16 protein-coding genes are annotated in these 18,515 nt (G+C 74.0%); 10 read left to right on the forward strand and 6 right to left on the reverse strand.

Translation table 11 applies throughout. The annotated features are described in order from the left end of the window. The 4 genes from AB0D45_RS14685 to AB0D45_RS14700 form a co-directional block, all read right to left on the reverse strand. The coding region (locus AB0D45_RS14685; protein ID WP_362458558.1) for an FtsX-like permease family protein at positions 1 to 1,242 on the reverse strand (1,242 nt) is incomplete at its 3' end. Further along, complete coding sequence (locus AB0D45_RS14690; protein WP_362458561.1) at positions 1,239 to 1,946, reverse strand: ABC transporter ATP-binding protein; 708 nt, start codon at positions 1,944 to 1,946, stop codon at positions 1,239 to 1,241. The genes AB0D45_RS14685 and AB0D45_RS14690, both read right to left, overlap by 4 nt. Next, a complete protein-coding gene (locus AB0D45_RS14695; protein ID WP_362458563.1) occupies positions 1,943 to 3,085 on the reverse strand; it encodes a peptidoglycan-binding protein in 1,143 nt (380 codons plus the stop codon). Before AB0D45_RS14695 ends, AB0D45_RS14690 begins: the two co-directional genes overlap by 4 nt. Continuing rightward, positions 3,070 to 3,549 carry a hypothetical protein gene (locus tag AB0D45_RS14700; RefSeq protein WP_362458566.1) on the reverse strand — a complete coding sequence of 160 codons (480 nt, stop codon included), beginning with the start codon at positions 3,547 to 3,549 and terminating at the stop codon, positions 3,070 to 3,072. Before AB0D45_RS14700 ends, AB0D45_RS14695 begins: the two co-directional genes overlap by 16 nt. A 90-nt stretch (positions 3,550 to 3,639) precedes the next feature. Here AB0D45_RS14700 and AB0D45_RS14705 point away from each other — a divergent pair, with 90 nt between their 5' ends. The 3 genes from AB0D45_RS14705 to AB0D45_RS14715 are packed head-to-tail and all read left to right on the forward strand — an operon-like array spanning position 3,640 to position 6,658. Continuing rightward, complete coding sequence (locus AB0D45_RS14705) at positions 3,640 to 4,335, forward strand: response regulator transcription factor (protein ID WP_362458569.1); 696 nt, start codon at positions 3,640 to 3,642, stop codon at positions 4,333 to 4,335. Continuing rightward, positions 4,332 to 5,699 carry an ATP-binding protein gene (locus tag AB0D45_RS14710; protein ID WP_362458572.1) on the forward strand — a complete coding sequence of 456 codons (1,368 nt, stop codon included), beginning with the start codon at positions 4,332 to 4,334 and terminating at the stop codon, positions 5,697 to 5,699. The genes AB0D45_RS14705 and AB0D45_RS14710 overlap by 4 nt, the downstream gene beginning before the upstream one ends. A 23-nt stretch (positions 5,700 to 5,722) precedes the next feature. Then, a complete protein-coding gene (locus tag AB0D45_RS14715) occupies positions 5,723 to 6,658 on the forward strand; it encodes a L,D-transpeptidase family protein (protein WP_362458575.1) in 936 nt (311 codons plus the stop codon). Here the strand turns inward: AB0D45_RS14715 and AB0D45_RS14720 are convergent. Further along, on the reverse strand, positions 6,630 to 7,325 hold the full coding sequence (locus AB0D45_RS14720) for a hypothetical protein (RefSeq protein ID WP_362458578.1): 696 nt from the start codon (positions 7,323 to 7,325) through the stop codon (positions 6,630 to 6,632). The genes AB0D45_RS14715 and AB0D45_RS14720 overlap by 29 nt on opposite strands. Before the next feature lie 135 nt (positions 7,326 to 7,460). Here AB0D45_RS14720 and AB0D45_RS14725 point away from each other — a divergent pair, with 135 nt between their 5' ends. From AB0D45_RS14725 to AB0D45_RS14745, 5 genes are all read left to right on the forward strand, one after another. Beyond that, complete coding sequence (locus AB0D45_RS14725; protein ID WP_362458581.1) at positions 7,461 to 8,408, forward strand: LLM class F420-dependent oxidoreductase; 948 nt, start codon at positions 7,461 to 7,463, stop codon at positions 8,406 to 8,408. A gap of 9 nt (positions 8,409 to 8,417) precedes the next feature. Continuing rightward, positions 8,418 to 9,215 carry an SDR family NAD(P)-dependent oxidoreductase gene (locus AB0D45_RS14730; RefSeq protein ID WP_362458584.1) on the forward strand — a complete coding sequence of 266 codons (798 nt, stop codon included), beginning with the start codon at positions 8,418 to 8,420 and terminating at the stop codon, positions 9,213 to 9,215. A 127-nt stretch (positions 9,216 to 9,342) separates the two neighbouring features. Continuing rightward, positions 9,343 to 10,476: an LLM class flavin-dependent oxidoreductase gene (locus AB0D45_RS14735; RefSeq protein ID WP_362458732.1), complete on the forward strand. Its 1,134-nt coding sequence runs from the start codon at positions 9,343 to 9,345 to the stop codon at positions 10,474 to 10,476. Between the two features lie 439 nt (positions 10,477 to 10,915). Further along, on the forward strand, positions 10,916 to 12,652 hold the full coding sequence (locus tag AB0D45_RS14740; RefSeq protein ID WP_362458587.1) for a D-aminoacylase: 1,737 nt from the start codon (positions 10,916 to 10,918) through the stop codon (positions 12,650 to 12,652). Further along, positions 12,649 to 14,106, forward strand: a complete 1,458-nt coding sequence (locus AB0D45_RS14745) for an aldehyde dehydrogenase family protein (RefSeq protein ID WP_362458590.1) — start codon at positions 12,649 to 12,651, stop codon at positions 14,104 to 14,106. The genes AB0D45_RS14740 and AB0D45_RS14745 overlap by 4 nt, the downstream gene beginning before the upstream one ends. 54 nt (positions 14,107 to 14,160) lie before the next feature. On the opposite strand, the gene AB0D45_RS14750 is transcribed toward AB0D45_RS14745, so the two are convergent. After that, on the reverse strand, positions 14,161 to 16,002 hold the full coding sequence (locus tag AB0D45_RS14750) for a hypothetical protein (RefSeq protein ID WP_362458593.1): 1,842 nt from the start codon (positions 16,000 to 16,002) through the stop codon (positions 14,161 to 14,163). A 354-nt stretch (positions 16,003 to 16,356) separates the two neighbouring features. Between AB0D45_RS14750 and AB0D45_RS14755 the strand changes: the two genes are divergently transcribed. Continuing rightward, a complete protein-coding gene (locus tag AB0D45_RS14755) occupies positions 16,357 to 17,946 on the forward strand; it encodes an APC family permease (RefSeq protein WP_362458596.1) in 1,590 nt (529 codons plus the stop codon). Positions 17,947 to 18,124: 178 nt separating this feature from the next. Then, a complete protein-coding gene (locus AB0D45_RS14760) occupies positions 18,125 to 18,418 on the forward strand; it encodes a hypothetical protein (RefSeq protein ID WP_362458599.1) in 294 nt (97 codons plus the stop codon). Positions 18,419 to 18,515: the final 97 nt, after the last annotated feature.

The raw sequence follows: 18,515 nt of genomic DNA on the forward strand, positions 1-18,515 counted from the left end.
GTCCAGGTAGCGGTCCCCGCCGTCCGGCAGGATCAGGACGCAGGTCGAGCCGGCCGGGATCTCCGGCGCCAGCTTCTCCAGCGCGGCGGCCAGGGTGCCGATGGCCAGGGTGGCCGCGAAGCCGCCCGAGACCGCCCAGGGCGGGACCACCCAGGGGAGGCCGCCGGCCCGGGCGTAGACCCCCGTGGCGGCCCCGCCCAGGGCGATGCCCGCCAGCCCCCCGAGGCCCGACAGGAGCAGGGACTCGGTGACGAACTGGATCCGGATCTGCCCCTTCGTGGCGCCGAGCGAGCGGCGCAGGCCGATCTCGTGGCGGCGCTCCAGCACCGAGATGATCATGATGTTGGCGACGCCGACCCCGCCCACCAGGAGGGCGATCCCGCCCAGGCCGAGCAGCAGGGTGCTGAACGCGCCCTCCGTGGCCGCCTTCGCCTGGAGCGCCGCCGAAGGGTCCGTCACCGAAACCGCGCTCGGCGTACGGGGGTTGGCCGTCCGGGGGATGAGGGCCCGGACGGCGGCGACCCGGTCGTCCGCCGAGCGCTCGTAGACCGCCGTCGGGTGGCCGTCGAAGCCCAGCAGCCGCTCGGCCGCCTCCCAGCCGACCAGAGCCGCGCGTTCGATCTCCGGAGCCAGCGGGACCGGGTCCAGGATGCCGACGACCGTGAAGTGGCGTCCGGCGACGAACACCTGCTGCCCCGGCTCCGTGATGCCCAGCCGCCTCGCCGCGACGTGTCCGAGCACCACCGACGGGTAGCGGCCGGTGGCCCCGTTCAGCCAGCCGCCCCGGGCGACGGAGGCCCGCAGGGTGCCCGGCAGGTCGTCCTTGACGGCCTTCAGCACGATGCCGCCGGTCTCCTCCTTCGGGATGTTCTCCGACCGGCGAACGGACTCCCCGACGTCACCCGTGGTGCCGACCGACCGCACCCCCTCGATGCGGGAGATCATGCCCGGGGCCTCCGGGGGCAGCTTCGTGTCCTGCCCCGAGAACATGGCGGCCCCCGGGGTGGCCACGAGCATGTTCGTGCCCAGGGCGTCGAGTTCCCGCAGGAGCTTGGCCTGGCTGGAGGAGGAGATGCCGACCACCGCGATCATCGTCGCGATGCCGATCGCGATCCCGAGCGCCGACAGGAACACCCGAACGGGGCGCGAGCGCAGCCCCGCCGACCCGGCGTGCAGGACGTCGCGCGGCGTGAGCCTGGGCGGCCTGAGCCGCGTACGGGTCCTCGTACGGCCGCCCGTCACAGCGCCCCCGCCGCATCCGCACCGCGGACGTCCGCCACGATCTCCCCATCGCGGATGCGCACCTTCCGGGGCAGGCTCGACGCGATCTCGTGGTCGTGGGTGATCACGGCGATGGTGGCCCCGTCCTCGTTCAGCTCGTGCAGCAGCTCCATCACCGACCGCCCGGACGCCGTGTCCAGCGCCCCCGTCGGCTCGTCGGCCAGCAGCAGGTCCGGTTCGCCCGCCACCGCGCGGGCGATGGCCACCCGCTGTTTCTGCCCGCCCGACAGCTCGTGGGGCCGGTGCTCCATCCGGTCGCCGAGTCCGACCCGCTCCAGCGCCCGCGCCGCCCGGCGGCCGCGCTCGGCGCGCGAGAGCCCGGAGTACAGCAGTCCCTCGGCGACGTTCGCCCGGGCGCTGAGCCCCGGCACCAGGTGGAAGGACTGGAAGACGAAGCCGATGTGGCGCGAGCGCAGCGCCGACAGCGAGCGGTCCGACAGTGCGGCGACGTCGTGGCCGGCGATCCGCACGGTGCCCGCGCTCGGCCGGTCCAGGGTGCCGACGACGTGCAGCAGCGTCGACTTGCCGGACCCCGAGGGGCCGACGATGGCGAGGAGTTCCCCGCTCAGGACGGTCATGCCGACCCCGCGCAGGGCCACGACCCCGCCCGGGTACTCCTTGGTGACCCCGGCCAGCTCGACGACCGGCCGTGCGTGCTCCCTCACAGCTTCGGCACCCCCACCCGCATGCCCTCCGCGAGGCCGCCGCCGCTGACCTCGACGCGGCCCTTGCCGAACATGCCCAGCTCCACCGGCACCTCGCGGGCCCGGCCGCTCTCGACGACCTGCACGCCGAAGCCGCCGCCGGGCAGCGCGAGCAGCGCGCCGACCGGTACGGAGAGCACGCCGGTGCGGGTCTCTCCGGTCAGCTCCACCGACACCGGGGACTGCTCGGGGCCCTTGACCTCGCCGGGGTGGTCGAAGACGACGCTCACGTCGACCTTGGCCTTCTTGTCCCCGCCACCCCCGCCGCCCCCGCCGGCTCCCGCACCCGATCCGTCCGGGCCGCCCGGGCCGTCCGTCCCCGCCGTGCCGCCCACCGCATCCACCTTCCCCGTCGCGCTGCCGCCGCCCGGCAGCCGTACCGTCACCCCGTCCCCCGCCTTCACCGCGCCCGCCTTCGCCGCGTCCAGCTGGAAGCGGACGATCCGCTCGGTGCCGGTCACCGTCAGCACCGGCTTGCCCGGCCCGGGCTCGTCGCCGAGCGCCGCGTCGGACCGCTTCACCCGCTGCGGCCCCGGGGCGAAGGCGACGTCCTCCCGGGCGACCTCGCCCGTCTCCGGCGCCCTGTGCGCCTTCTGCCAGCGCTTGACCGCCGCCGCCGTACCCGCCGTGAAGGTGGCGTCCTGCGCGTCCAGCCCCGTCCCGTACCCCAGGGCGATCAGGTTCCGCTTCAGCTGCCGGACGTCCTCGCCCTTGTCCCCGCTCTTCAGCGGCCGGTACATGGGCGTGGCCCCGTACAGCAGCCGGACCGCCTTCCCGTTGACCTCGAAGAGCCGCCCGTCCCGCTCGACGGCCGAACCCTCGGCGGCGATCCAGGTGAGGACCCCCGCCCCGGGCGCGCCCAGCCGGCGCTCCTGCGCGTAGCCGAGGGTGCCGTCCACCTGGAGGCCCGAGCTGAGGTCGCCGCGCTGCACCGGGGCCGTCGCCGCCGGCAGGGCATCGGCGCCATGCCGCCGCTCGCCGTCCCGCGCGGGCGGGGCCAGGACGGCGTAGCCCCCGCCCGACACGGCCAGGACGGCCGCCAGCGAGCCCACCAGCCACGCCGCGCGCCGCCGCCGGGCCGCCATCAGGCCGCTTCGCACTTCTTCTGGGCCTCCTCGAAGGCCTTCTCCTGCCCCTTGGGGACCTCGATGCCGCTCTTCATGCCGCCGCTGTACTCGGGGTCCTTCAGGTCCACGCCGTTCTCGCGCATGCAGCGGACCCAGCGCAGCTCCTTGTCCTTCTGCTCCTGCGTGGGGCCCTCCCCGGAGCCGGTGCGCATGCCGCAGGCCTTCATGGCCTCCTCCATCTTCTGCGGGTCCGCACCGCCGCCGACCGTCATCGCGTTCGGGTTCTGGCCCGGCTTCGGATCGGGGGCGTCTATCCCGTGCTCGCGCAGGCACTGCCGCGTCTTCACGGCGTTGTCGGCGTCGGCACCGGCGCCGCCGGCACCGGCGCCGCTGCTGCCGCTGCCCCCGCCGGCGGAGCCGTCGTTCGTGCAGGCGGTGACGAAGAGGGCCAGGCCCGTGAGGGCCGCGGCCGTGGTCATGGTCAGGGATCGCTTCATGGGGCGAAGCGTGCGCGGAGGCGGTGTTTCGCTTCTCTTCCGCAGGCCGCTTACAACGGCGAAACGTGCGCCTCCTGTAGAGAGGACGGCATGCGAGTTCTGGTGGTGGAGGACGAGGAGTTCCTGCGGGAGATGATCGCCGAGGGGCTCCGCGGCGACGCGCTCGCCGTGGACGAGGCCGGCGACGGGCTGGAGGCGCTGCGCCGGCTGCGCCTGGGCGAGTACGACGTCCTCGTCCTCGACCGGGACCTCCCGGGCCTGCACGGCGACGAGGTGTGCCGGCAGGTGGTGCGGGAGCGGCTGCTGACCCGGGTGCTGATGCTGACCGCCTCCGGGACCGTACGGGACCGGGTGGAGGGCCTGGGTCTGGGCGCCGACGACTACCTCACCAAGCCCTTCGCGTACGACGAGCTCCTCGCGCGTGTCCTGGCGCTCGGCCGGCGCGCCCACCCGGCGCTGCCGCCGGTCCTGGAGCGGGCCGGGATCGCCCTGGACACCGCGCGCCGCTCCGCCTCCCGCGACGGGCACCGCCTGGCGCTCTCGCGCAAGGAGTTCGCGGTGCTGGAGGCGCTGCTGCGGGCGGAGGGGGCGGTGCTGAGCAGTGACGACCTGATCGAGCGGGTGTGGGAGGAGGAGGCCGGCTACCGGACCAGCGCCGTGCGGGTCACGCTCAGCAAGCTGCGCGCCAAACTGGGCGAGCCGCAGCTGATCGAGACGGTGCCGGGAGCGGGCTACCGCATCACGGACGCCCCGGGCGCCCCTCTCCAGAGCGGTGTTCCGCGATGAGAGCGGTGCTCCGTTCCGAGCGCACCCGTCTCACCGCGCTGTACGGCGCGCTGCTGCTCCTCGCGGGCGGCGGCCTGGTCGCGCTGGTCAACGTCCTGCTGCGCACCGGCCTCTACTCCCGCATCAACGGCGCCGTCACCACCGTCATGCCGGGCCTGCCCGTCCCGTCGGACGGCGCCACGCCCGTCCCCGCCGACCGCACCTTCGAACCCGCGCACAAACTACCGCCCGGCACCGCACCGACCCAGGAGCAGATCGAGCAGTGGCGGGTCACCCAGAACCTCTCCGACGCCGCGGCCCGGGCCGCCCTCCAGGAGCTGACCCTCGTCTCCCTCGTCGCCCTCGCCCTCTTCGCCGTCCTGTCGGTCTGGCTCGCCTGGTGGATGGCGGGCCGCGTCCTGCGCCCCGTCGCGGTGATCACCGAGACGGCTCGCCGCCTGTCGGGGGCGAACCTGCACGAGCGGATCGGGCTCCAGGCCCCGCCGGGCGAGCTCAAGCGGCTGGCGGACACCTTCGACGGGATGCTCGACCGGATCCAGGACCTGGTCGGGGCGCAGCGCCGGTTCGCCGCCAACGCCGCGCACGAGCTGCGCACCCCGCTCGCCGTGCAGCGGGCCGCCGCCGAGATCGGGCTGGCGGGGGATCCGGGGCCGGCGAAGGTGGCGCGGATCCGGGAACGGCTCATCGCGGTGGCCGACTCCAGTGAGCACCTCGTGGAGTCGCTGCTGCTGCTCGCGGTGTCGGAGGAGGGGCTGGAGTCGGCGTCCCCGGTGGACCTGGCGTCCCTGACGGCGGCGGAACTCTCCACGGCCCTCCCGCCCCCGCCCCCGGCCTCGGCCCCGGCCCCGGTCTCTGCCGCCGCCCCGGTCTCTGCCGCCGCCCCGGCCTCCGCCGCCGCCCCGGCCCCCGCCTCCCCGCCGGTTCCGCTTCCGGGTGCGGAGCCCGCTCCCGCGCTGACCGTCGTACGGGACCTCGTGCCGGTGACGGTGAGCGGCGACGCCGCACTGCTCGGGCACCTGGTGCGCAACCTCCTCGCCAACGCCGTGCGCCACAACCGCCCGGGCGGCCGGGTGCGCGTGGCGACCTCCGCCGAGGGGGTGCTGACGGTGTCCAACACCGGCCCGCTGATCGATCCCGGTGACGTGCCGCGCCTGCTGGAGCCCTTCCGCCGCCGCGCGGAACGCCGTCACACCGCAGGTGAGGGCGCCGGCCTGGGGCTGTCGATCGTCGCCTCGATCGCGCGGGCGCACGGCGCGCGCCTCCTCGCCGAGGCCAATCCGGAGCCCGACGGCGGGCTGACCGTCCGGGTCCGCTTTCCCGCGCCGCAGGGTCGGCGAGAGACCGCGCTTCACCCGGAACGATGATCAGCTGATGTACCTTCAGGGGGATGAGCAAGCACGCCCGAGCCCGCTCCCGCTTCCGGACCGGTGGCCGTACGCAGCCCCGTACGGGCCCCCGCGCTGCCGGCCGTCGGCGTTCCGCTTCGGCCGGCCGACCGCCGAGGGCCCTGATCGCCGTGGCCGTCCTCGGCCTGCTGACCTTCGCCGCCGCCTGGCTGCACGCCCTGCACGAGCAACCCGGCGCGCACGTCCCGGCGGCCCGCTCCGACGCCCGCCCCCGGGGCCAGGCCCAGGACCGGACCCCAAGCCCGGCCGCGGCTGCGCGGCAGGTGCGGCCCCAGGCGCAGGGGAGCCCCGGGCACGCCGCGCGCGGCACGTCCCGGGCCGACGCCCTGCACGGGCTGCCGGACACCCTCAGCGCCGCGACCCGCGCCCGGATCCCGGGGAGCGCCCGCCAGCTCGTCCTGGTCACCGGCAAGGCCCCGGACTCCTCGGACTCCACCGTCACCTTCTTCACCCGGACCGGCGCGGGCGCCGACTGGTCCCCGGCCGGGCACTGGCCGGCCCGCAACGGCGCCAAGGGCTGGTCCACGGAGCGCGAGTACGGGGACCTGACCTCCCCGCAGGGCGTGTTCTCCCTGACCGACGCGGGCGGACTGCTCCCGGCCCCGCCCGGTACGAAGCTCCCCTACGACCAGGACCGGGCGTTCGTCCCGTCGGGCCTGGGCGTCAACGGCGAGTCCCTGGACGGCTCCTTCGACTACGTCGTGGCGATCGACTACAACCGCCGCACGGGGGTGTCCCCGCTGGATCCGGCCATGCCGGAGGGCGAGGACAAGGGCGGCAACATCTGGCTCCACGTGGACCACGACGGCCCCTCCCAGGGCTGCGTCGGCCTCCCGAAGGAGGCGATGGAGCAGCTGCTGCGGACCCTGGACCCGGCGGCGAAGCCGGTCATCGCGATGGGGCCGGCGGGCTTTTGACCGTACCGGGCCGGGTCGTACCGGACCCGGTCGTATCGGGCCCGACCGTACCGGGCCCGCCGGTGGCGGGCCCGAGGGCCAGCAGCCCGATGTAGGCGAGGTCGAAGACGCAGCACAGCACGCCCAGCCCGAGGACGAAGCCGGATCCCTCCAGCACCCCGAAGAGCACGGTCGGCGCGAGGGTCCCGAGCCACTTGGCGACCGCGATGAGCAGCGACTGCCCGCGCGGGCCGCGCCGGGCGGCGTAGAGGGCGATGAACAGGCCCGACATCAGCAGGTTCTGGAGGAACGCCGAGTAGCGGCTGGCGTCGTGCGCCCCGAAGTGCGCGAGGAACAGCCACTGCACGGCGAAGCCGGCGCCCAGGACGAGGGCGCTCCAGGCGGCGAACAGCGGCCGCGTGACGAAGCCGGGCAGCTCGGCGCGCCCGTGGCGCAGGTAGGTGTACAGGATCACCAGGTCCGCGACGGCCCACACCACGTTGACGACCCCCTGCGGGGACACCCCGGTGCGGAAGTCGTTGACGGCGTAGGTGGCCTCCCAGGCGAGGTTCAGCCCGAGCGCGGCGACGGGCATCGCGTACGTCCGGTCCCGCAGCCCGATCCGGGCGGCTTCGACGTACACGAGGGTCCAGGCGAGCCCGCTCACGAGGGTGAGTGTCAGTTCCACGCCCCGCACCCTAGTTCGTGTCGCCGCCGTCCGACCTGGTGCGTCCCGCCGACCCCTTGCCTGACGGTCCGTCAGCTACGACGATGGCCCGGCACCGCACGACGAATCGGCATACGAAGGCGAGGCGGGCCCGGCATGGCACGCGTGTTTCCGCAAGGCCGGCTGGCGTACGGGATGCAGCTCCCCGTCCAGTCGCAGAGCACCCTCTACGCCGAGCCCTGGGAGGCCGGGGCCGGCGCGGCCGACCTCGCCGAGGTGGCCCGCGCCGCCGACCGGGCCGGCTTCGGCTACCTGGCCACCTGCGACCACGTGGCCATCCCGCGCCGGCTCGCCGGACCCATGGGCACCGTCTGGTACGACCCGGTGGCCACCCTGGCCTTCCTCGCCGGGATCACCGAGCGGGTACGGCTGCTGAGCCACGTCGCGATCGTCGGCCTGCGCCACCCCCTGCTCACCGCCAAGCAGTACGCGACCCTCGACCACCTCTCCGGGGGCCGGCTGGTCCTCGGGGTCGGGGCCGGGCACGTCCGGGAGGAGTTCGACGTGCTCGGCGTCGACTTCGAGCGCCGCGGGGCCGTCCTCGACGAGAGCCTGGACGCCCTGCGCGCGGCGCTCGGGCCCGAGGAGTACCCATGGTTCGAGGGGGAGCGGTTCGCCTTCCGGGACCTCGGGCAGCTGCCCCGTCCCGCGCAGGCGCGGATCCCCGTCTGGGTCGGCGGCTCCTCGCCCGCCGCCGTCCGCCGGGCCGCCGTGCGCGGGGACGGCTGGCTCCCGCAGGGAGACCCGCGCGAGCGGATCCCGGAGCAGGTCGCCCGCATCCGCGGGCTGCGGGAGGCGGCGGGCGTCACCGGCCCCTTCGAGGTGGGAGCGATCACCGAGGCGCTCTACGTGGGCGAGCCCGGCTGGGACACCGGCCGGCGGACCCTGACCGGCAAGGCGGAGGTGCTCGCCGAGTCGCTCCGGGAGTACCGGGCGCTGGGCGCGGACCAGATCCAGGTCCGCTTCCGCAGCCGCGACCGCGGCGAACTCGTGGACCAGATCACCGCTTTCGGGGCCGAGGTGGCCCCGCTCCTCAACGACTAGGGGTACCCCATGGGCAAGCTGGACGGGCGCGTCGTCGTCATCACGGGCGCGGCGCGCGGCCAGGGCGAGCAGGAGGCCCGCCTCTTCGCCGCCGAGGGCGCGAAGGTGCTGCTGGGCGACGTACTGGACGAGCAGGGCGCCGCCGTCGCCAAGGAGATCGCCGAGGAGACCGGCGCGGACCGGGTGCGCTACGTACGGCTGGACGTGAGCCGGGAGGAGGACTGGGCGGCCGCGATGGCGGCGGCGAAGGAGGCCTTCGGCCGGGTGGACGGGCTGGTGAACAACGCGGGCATCCTGCGCTTCAACGAGCTGGCCTCGACCCCTCTGGAGGAGTTCCGCCAGGTGGTCGAGGTCAACCAGATCGGCGCCTTCCTCGGCATCAGGGCGGCCGCCCCCGAGATCGAGGCGGCCGGCGGCGGGACCATCGTCAACACCTCCTCCTACACCGGGCTGACGGGCATGGCGTACGTGGGGGCGTACGCGGCGACCAAGGCGGCGATCCTCGGGCTGACCCGGGTGGCGGCGCTGGAGCTGGCGGCGAAGAACATCCGGGTCAACGCCATGTGCCCGGGCGCGGTGGACACCCCCATGGCCAACCCCGGGCTGCTCGACCCGGCGGGGATGACGGACGAGGCCCGGGACGCGATGGCCGAGCTGTACAAGCGGGTGGTCCCGCTGGGGCGGGTGGGGCGGCCGGAGGAGGTCGCGAAGCTGGCCCTCTTCCTGACCGGAGAGGACTCCTCCTACATCACCGGGCAGCCGTTCGTGGTGGACGGCGGCTGGATGGCGGGGGTGAGCGTGCTCTGACCCGCCGAGTGTCTGACGGTACGTCAGACAAGGCCTTCCGGCTCTCTTGACGGTCCCGCCCCGGCGGTGGAACAGTCGGACCCATCAAATCTGACGGAACGTCAGAAACCTAAGGACGGTGAACCCCTTGGAATTCGGGCTCTTCGTGCAGGGATACGTGCCTGAGGCGCGGTCCAAGGTCGACCCCGAGGCGGAGCACAAGGCGCTGCTCGAGGAGACCCAGTACGTCATCCAGGCCGACCAGTCCGGCTTCAAGTACGCCTGGGCCTCGGAACACCACTTCCTCGAGGAGTACTCCCACCTCTCCGCCAACGAGGTCTTCCTCGGCTATCTCGCCGCCGCCACCGAGCGCATCCACCTCGGCTCCGGCATCTTCAACCCGCTCGCCCCGGTCAACCACCCGGTGAAGGTGGCCGAGAAGGTCACCATGCTCGACCACCTCTCCCAGGGCCGCTTCGAGTTCGGCACCGGGCGCGGCGCCGGCAGCCACGAGATCCTCGGCTTCCTGCCGGGCATCACGGACATGAACCACACCAAGGAGATCTGGGAGGAGACCATCGCGGAATTCCCCAAGATGTTCCTCCAGGAGGAGTACGAGGGGTTCCAGGGCAAGCACTGGTCGCTGCCGCCCCGGAAGATCTTCCCCAAGCCGTACGGCAAGGCCCACCCCGCCATGTGGTACGCGGCCGGCTCGCCCGCCTCGTACGCGATGGCGGCGAAGAAGGGCCTGGGGGTGCTGGGCTTCAGCGTCCAGAAGGTCTCCGACATGGAGTGGGTGCTGGAGCAGTACAAGACGGCGATCCGGGAGGCGAAGGCGATCGGGGCCTTCGTCAACGACAACGTGATGGTCACCTCGACCGCGATCTGCGCGGAGACCCACGACAAGGCGGTGGAGATCGCGGTCAACGCGAACATGAACCGCTTCCAGTCGCTGGTGTTCCGCTACCACGACACCTTCCCGCGGCCGGAGGCGATCCCGCAGTGGCCGGAGACGCTGCCGGAGTACAACGCGGAGATCATCGAGCTGCTGATCGCGGAGGAGCTGCTGATCTGCGGCGACCCGTCGGAGGTCAGGGCGCAGTGCAAGAGGTGGGAGCAGGCGGGGGCGGACCAGCTGTCCTTCGGACTGCCGACGGGGGTGTCGTACGAGGACACGATGACCACGATCAAGCTGATCGGGGAACACGTGATCCCGCACATCGACACGGACCCGGTCCACCGCACGACCCGCTTCCGCCAGGCCGCCGCCACCTCTTCCTGACGCGCCGCTCGCGCGGTGCGGCGCCGGGGCGCCTTACCGGCTTCGTGCCGCTGCGCCGGACTCCGGCCGTTGGACCCAGGGCGGGGTCGGTGCGGGTGGCGGGGGCCGGTGGGTCGGGTGCGGGTGGTCGGCCGCTGCGCGGAGCCTGCCCCTCCCCGCCCTTCCACCGTTCCCCGGGCTCTGCCCGGACCCGCGCCTCAAACGCCGGCGGGGCTGAAACGGCCGGCGTTTGTGGCGACGGGCGCGGAGCGCCCGTGCGGGGTCAGGAGCAGCGCCCCTGGGAACGGTGGAAGGGCGGGTAGGGGACAGCCCCGCAGGGCGCGACGCCCGGCACGGCCCCGCACCGCCCCAGGGCTCGAGACACCCCGGCAGGGGATACGGAACACGCCCGGCCAGGGCAACGGCCAGGGCGACAGGAACCACCCAGGAGGGGACCGTCATGCTCGACCACCTCATCCGCGGAGCGACCGTCGTCGACGGCACCGGCGCCCCCGCGTACACCGCGGACGTCGGCATCAAGGACGGCCGCATCGCCCTCATCGCCGAGCCCGGCACGGAGGCGGCGGCGGTGACCAGCGAGGACGCCGCCGGCCTCGTCCTCACCCCCGGGTTCATCGACCCGCACACCCACTACGACGCCCAGCTCTTCTGGGACCCCTACGCCACCCCCTCCATGAACCACGGCGTCACCACCGTCGCCGGCGGCAACTGCGGCTTCACCCTGGCCCCGCTCAACCCCGCCCGCCCCCAGGACGCCGACTACACCCGCCGCATGATGAGCAAGGTCGAGGGCATGGCCCTCAAGGCCCTCGAAGAAGGCGTCGACTGGACCTGGTCCACCTTCGGCGAGTACCTCGACGCCCTGGAGGGCCGCATCGCCGTCAACGCCGGCTTCATGGTCGGCCACTGCGCCCTGCGCCGCCACGTCATGGGCGAGGAGGCGACCGGCGGACAGCCCACCCCCGAGCAGCTGCGGGAGATGACCGACCTCCTCCACGAGGCCATGGACGCCGGCGCCTGGGGCCTGTCCACCACCCAGTCCTCCACCCACTCCGACGGCGCCGGCGCCCCCGTCGCCTCCCGCCACGCCGGACCCGCCGAGCTGCTCGCCCTCTCCCGCGCCGTCGGCGAACACGAGGGCACCCAGCTCGAAGCCATCGTCGCCGGCTGCCTCGACCAGTTCTCCGACGAGGAGATCGACCTCTTCGTCGACATGAGCGCCGCCGCCGGCCGGCCCCTCAACTGGAACGTCCTCACCATCGACGCCGCCGTCCCCGAACGCGTCCCGCGCCAGCTGGTGCCCAGCGAGCGCGCCCGCAAGGCCGGCGGCCGGATCGTCGCGCTGACCATGCCGATCCTCACCCCCATGAACATGTCCCTCGGCACCTTCTGCGCCCTCAACCTCATCCCCGGCTGGGGCGAGGTCCTCGCACTGCCCGTCCCCGAACGGATCGCCCGCCTCCGCGACCCGGACGTCCGCACCGCGATGCTGCGCCGCGCCGACAGCAAGGAGGCGGGCGTCTTCCGGCGCCTGGCCGACTTCGGGCGCTACGTCATCGGTGACACGTACAGCAAGGAGAACGAGGGCCTCTCCGGCCGCGTCGTGCGCGACATCGCCGCCGAACGCGGCCAGGACCCCTTCCAGTGCCTCGTCGAGATCTGCGCCAACGACGACCTGCGCACCGTCCTGTGGCCCATGCCCACCGACAACGACCCGGCGTCGTGGGCCCTGCGCGCCGAGACCTGGCAGCACGAGGACGTCCTGCTGGGCGGCTCGGACGCGGGCGCGCACCTGGACCGGATGTGCGGGGCCCCGTACACCACCCGCTTCCTCGGCGACTGCCTGCGCGGCCGCAAGCTGGTGCCGCTGGAGCAGGCCGTACGGATGCTCACCGACGACCCGGCCCGGCTGTTCGGGCTGCGCGGGCGCGGCCGGATCGCCGAGGGCTTCCACGCGGACCTGGTCCTCTTCGACCCGCAGCGCATCGACGCGGCACCCGCGACCCTGGTCCACGACCTGCCCGGCGACAGCCCGCGGCTGGACGCGCGGGCGATCGGGGTCGTGTCCGTACGCGTCAACGGCGTCGAGACCATCCGCGACGACGAGGTGACGGGGGCGGTCCCCGGGACCGTGCTCCGTTCCGGCCGGGACACGAGGACGGTGAGCACCCGATGACGCGGCTCTACATCGGCGGCGAGTGGGTGGAGCCCGACGCCGGGCACTACGAGGTGGTCAACCCGGCCGACGAATCCGTGGTGGGCCTGGCCCCCGAGGCGTCCCGCGCCCAGGTGGAGGAGGCGGCCCGCGCCGCCGCCGAGGCCTTCGGTACGTGGTCCCGTACGCCCCCCGGGGAGCGCGCGGCGATCCTGGACCGGGCCGCGGACGTCATGCAGCGGGAGTTCGAACCGTGGGCGGCGCTGGCGCGGGCCGAGACGGGCGCGCCGACCGGGATCGCCCGCGGGATGCAGGTCGGCGTCGGGGTGTCCCGCTTCCGGCGGTACGCCAAGGGTGCCCTGGAGCCGGTCGAGAAGGGCCTGCCGCCGCAGGTCACCGAGGCCGGGCCGATGGGGAGGGCGAGCGTGCTGGGCGCGTTGGAGGTGCGCCAGCCGGTCGGCGTGGTCAGCTGCATCACCTCCTACAACAACCCGTGGGCGAACCCGGCGGGCAAGGTGGCCCCGGCGCTGGCGATGGGGAACACGGTGGTGGTCAAGCCGGCTCCGCAGGACCCGCTGTCGGTGTTCAAGATGGCCGAGGCGCTGCACGAGGCGGGTGTCCCGGCGGGGGTGGTCAACGTCGTCTCGGGCGCCTCGGTGGAGGTCGGCGAGGCGGCGGTGGACTCCCCGTACGTGGACATGGTGTCCTTCACCGGCTCCACGGACGTCGGCCGGCGCATCGCCGAGGTGTGCGGGCGCTCCATGAAGCGGCAGCTGATGGAGCTGGGCGGCAAGGGCGCCGCGGTCGTCTTCGAGGACGCGGACCTCGACGCGGCGGTGGCGGGGATCGGCACCACCTTCTCCTTCTACAGCGGCCAGATCTGCACCGCTCCCACCCGGGTGATCGTCCACCGGTCGGTGTACGAACCGCTGGTCGAGAAGCTGCGCGGCTACCTGGCGTACATGAAGGTGGGCGACCCGGCGGAGCGGGGCACGGTGGTCGGACCGGTGATCTCGGCGACGCACCGGGACCGCGTGGAGTCGTACGTGGAGCTGGGGCGCAAGGAGGGCGCGCGGATCGCCCACGGCGGGGAGCGCCCGGTGGTGGGGGACGGCCGCGGCTTCTACGTGGCGCCGACGCTGCTGGTGGACTGCACGAACGACATGCGGGTGGTGCGGGAGGAGATCTTCGGCCCGGTGGTCGTGGTGGTCCCCTTCGAGGGGGACGAGGAGGAGGCCGTCCGGCTGGCCAACGACAGCGACTTCGGGCTGCTGAGCTACGTGTGGTCCGCGGACGTCGCCCGCGCGTTCCGGGTGGCGCGCCGGCTGCGCTCGGGCGGTGTCGGGGTCAACACGATCGGCCGCAACATGGAGGCCCCGTTCGGCGGCTTCAAACGGTCGGGGGTCGGGCGGGACGTCGGCTCGTACGCCCTGCACGCGTACAGCGAGATCCAGTCGGTGGTCTGGTCGACCTAGGGGGCACGGTACCCCCGGGTGTCCCGTCGCCGGGGCACCCGGGGGCGCCGCGCCTCAGTCCCGCCGGGGCCAGGCGTAGCCGAGGGACTCGGCCAGCTCCCGGCTTCCGCCCGCCACCCTGGCGAAGGCCTTGGGGTCGGTGGCCCCGATGCGCGCCACCGCCGCCGCGGCCTGCACCTCGGGCGGCCGGCCGTCGTCCGGCAGGTCCCATACGAAGACCAGGCCGGGGCCGTCCCCTCCTTCCGGCGGGGTGGCCGGCTCGGGCCGGTAGTGGAAGGTCACGCTCACGGTGTCCGGGTCGTGCCAGCCGGTGTGGGCCCGCGCCCGACCGAGGCCCCAGCGCGCCGCCGGCTCCGGCCGCTCCCGCAGGGCCGCCGAGATCCGCCGGGCGGTGGCGCGGGCCGGCCAGCACCAGGAGTCGTCGTCCGTGGCGCGCCGGACCTCGGCGTCGTAGGCGGCGGCGTCGAAGCGCAGCTCCGGCGGGGGCGGGCCGGTCGCCCCGCGCCAGCCGTCCCACACGACGTCGTCCCCGTCGCGGCGGACGGTGACGTACAGGGCGCCGCAGCACCCCTCCGTGCAGGACGCCTCGGCGAGCTGCACCTCGTGCGGCTCGGGGCCGGCCAGCAGCGCGCCGTTGTCGAGCAGGTACTCGGGCGCGTGGCCCGGGCCGTTGCCGAAGAGGGCCGGGAGCAGGGGGCGGCCGTGGATCAGGATCCGCGTCTCGACGGCCGGGGAGTCGGCGGGATCGGCCACCGCCACCTCGATGCGCAGGGGGGCGGGCGGGGCCGGGAGGCGGAAGGGGCGCAGGCGGTTGCGCCGGAGCCAGGCGGCGCGTCGGCGGTCGGCGGGCGCGGCGGGTTCGGGTGCGGTGGTGCGGTGCAGGTGCGCTTGCAGGCGGCCCAGGAGCGCCTCCCGCTCCCCGGCCGGCCAGTCGAGCAGGGCGGCCGTACCGCTGTGCAGGTCGGAGGCGAGGGACAGCAGGAGCACCTGGTGGTCGAGGGTCGGTGCCGGAGCGGCCGCCCGGGCCACGACGGCCCGGTACACCTGCGCGGCCGGGCCGTAGTCGAGGAGGTCGGCCCGGTGCTCACGCCGGTCGGCCATGGCGTGCAGCAGCCGTCCGGCGGCCGTGACCAGCGCGGCGTCCTCGGGCCGGGCGCGCAGGAGGTCGTCCAGGCGGGCCGCCTCGGCGATGCGCCGGGCCTGCCAGCGGGCCACCGCGGGCCAGTCGGGTGCGGTGAGGAGGGTGACGAGCGCGTCGCGCACGGCCTCGCCGCCCGCGGGGGCGGACCCGGCGGCCGCCACCGCCTCGATGAGTGGGTCCAGTTCCGCGGACCGGCTGCGGCCGGCCAGCGTCAGCAGGGCGGCCGCCTGCCGGTCGAGGGGGTCGAGCGCGGCCGCGGCCACGGAGCGCAGCCCGCGCAGCAGCCCGAGGGCCTTGAGGCAGGGCACGTCCTCGGGTTCGCCGAGGCGGATCAGGAGGGCCAGGCCGACGCCGACGGCGGCGGGGCTGGTGCCCGTCCGGGTCAGCTGCCGTGCGGTGCGCCGGGCGGCGGGTTCGTCGGCCAGCGGGAGCCGGGTGGCGTTCGCGCGCAGGGTGCGGTCCGGCAGCCGGAGCCGGGCGACGGCGTGGTGGACGGCTTCGGCGGCCCGGACGGGGTCCGGGTCGGCCAGCGGCCCGGCGAGGGCGGCGGCCACTTCGTCCCGCGCCTGGGTCCAGGTGAGGCGGGGCCGGGAGGGCTCGGGGGGCGGTGGCCCGTCGGGCCCGTCAGGGAAGGGGTGGCCGCGGCGCGGGAAGCGGCCGTCGGGTTCGATGCCCTGGCGGAAGAGGGCGTAGTCGTGGAGGGAGGGTGCGGGAGCGGCGGGAGTGAGCGACGTGCGCTCGTCGCGGCCGCTCACCGGGCGGGGTGGGACTCGATTCCGTAGGTCATGCCGGGAGCCTGTCAGGCGCGGTCACGCGCCGTCCAGCGGTTTTCACGCCGCGCAGTCGTTTGGCGGTCGGAGCACGGTCCGGGGGCCTTCGAAAATTGGCACGGGAAAGTTTTGAAACGGACATATCGGGTACTCCTGCGGTTTCCGCATTCCGGAACTCCCGTGTCAGCGCCTCTCGAATCATGGATAGGTGCCTGAGTGAACCTTGTATTGCGGTCATGTGAATGCTTTCGATCTTCGTAATCAAAGGGATTTAGGCCTGTGAAGTACCGGACTTAAGTCTTCCGGATAAGGAAACCGCAGCATCTAACGTCCTTTCCCATGACACAGCTGGACACACGGCCTCAGGTCGGAGACACGGTAGGCGGCGTCGCCGAGGGCGGCGCCGGGCACGGGGACGGCGCCGCGGCCGAAGTACGCGGCAAGGGCCTCGGCAAGGGCTCCGTCGGCCTGGTGGGCAGCGCCGTCATCGGCATCTCGACCGTCGCCCCCGTCTACTGCCTGACCTCCACCCTCGGCTCCACCGCCGGCGAGGTCGGCATCCAGATGCCGGCGGTCTTCCTGGCCGGCTTCCTCCCGATGCTCCTGGTCGCCTTCGCCTACCGCGAGCTCAACAAGGCCATGCCGGACTGCGGCACCTCGTTCACCTGGACCGTCAAGGCCTTCGGCCCGCGGATCGGCTGGATGTGCGGCTGGGGCCTGGTGATCGCCACGATCATCGTGCTCTCCAACCTCGCGGGCGTCGCCACCTCCTACTTCTGGCTGCTGGCCGGCGAGGTCACCGGCAGCGACTCGATCGCGGCCCTCGACGACGACAAGCTCGTCCACATCGCCACCTGCCTGACGCTGATCGCCGTCGCGACCGCCATCAGCTACCGCGGCATGACCGCCACCAAGGGCGTCCAGTACACGCTGGTCGGCCTCCAGCTCGCAGTCCTGGCGATCTTCGTCGTGATGGCCTTCCAGAAGGCCTCCGCCGGCACCTTCGACACCGGCCTGGACTTCTCCTGGGAGTGGATGAACCCCTTCGCGGTCGAATCCATGGCGGCCTTCACCGCCGGCCTCTCCCTCTCGATCTTCATGTACTGGGGCTGGGACGCCTGCCTGGCCACCAACGAGGAGACCACCGGCTCCGCCAAGACCCCCGGCCGCGCCTCGCTCATCGCGATGGTCGTCCTCGTCGGCTCGTACCTGGCCACCGGCATCGCCGCCCAGATGGCCGTCGGCTCCGGCGCCGAGGGCCTCGGCCTCGGCAACGAGGAGACCTCCGGCAACGTCTTCGCCGCCCTCGCCGGCCCGGTGATGGGCCCGCTGCTCGGCATCCTGCTCTTCGTCGCGGTGCTCGCCTCCGCCGCCGCCTCGCTGCAGACCACCTTCATCCCGGTGGCCCGCACGGTCCTGGCCATGGCCGCCTACGAGGCCCTGCCGTCCTCGTACGCCAAGGTCCACCCGAAGTTCAAGACCCCGGGCCGCGCCACCGTCATGGCGGGCATCGCGACCGGCGCCTTCTACACCGTGATGACCCTGGTCAGCGAGAACGTCCTCACCGACACGATCTTCGCGCTCGGCCTGATGATCTGCTTCTACTACTCGCTGACGGCCTTCGCCTGCGTCTGGTACTTCCGCGGCGAGCTGCGCCGCTCCGCCCACGACCTGTTCTTCAAGGGCGTCTTCCCGGTCCTCGGAGGCCTGCTCCTCGCCGCGGTCTTCTTCAAGACGCTGACGGACGCCTGGGACCCCGCCTACGGCTCCGGCTCCGCGGTCTTCGGCGTCGGCAGCGTCTTCGTCATCGGCGTCGGCCTGCTGGCCCTGGGCCTGGTCGTCATGTTCGCCACCGGACGCCGCAGCCCCGCCTTCTTCCGCGGCGAGGTCCTGACGAAGTCGACCCCGGCGCTGGTGGTCGAGGACTGACAGCACCACCCGAAGTCCCGCTGTGTCATCGCCCGCGGCCCATCCCCCGATCCGGGGCCGCGCGCGTGCCCGCGGCCGGCCGCCTTCCCGGGCCGGGTGCGGGCCGGCCGGGTCATCCGATGCGCGGAACGGGCCGGGCATGCGGTGACCCGGGGTGCCGGGGGTCGTTGGGCGGGGCATGAAGGCAATGAAGCGCACCCTCTCCGTCCTGGCCCTCACCGGCGGGGCCGCACTCGCACTCACCCCCCTCACGGCGCACGCCGCCGACGGACCCACCGTCGAGGGGCAGCCCGTCGTCAAGCGCGTCGCCGACATCGCCGACCACCCCGGCCAGGCGGTGAAGGACGCCAAGACCGCCCTGGCGGTGACCAGCTCCGCCGCCGGCTCCGCGACGCGGTCCACCAACAGCTCCCTCGCGGGCGCCGGCACCGCCCTGGACGCCGGGGTCCCCGATGCGCCGAAGGTGAAGTGACCCGCTCCGTCGAGGGGCCGGGCCTCAGGCCGGGGTGACCAGGACCAGCGGGATCTCCCGGATGTGGTCCGCCACCCGGGGGTTCGGGCTGTCGGTC

The sequence above is a fragment of the Streptomyces sp. NPDC048352 genome, assembly GCF_040651895.1.
Lineage (GTDB): Bacteria > Actinomycetota > Actinomycetes > Streptomycetales > Streptomycetaceae > Streptomyces.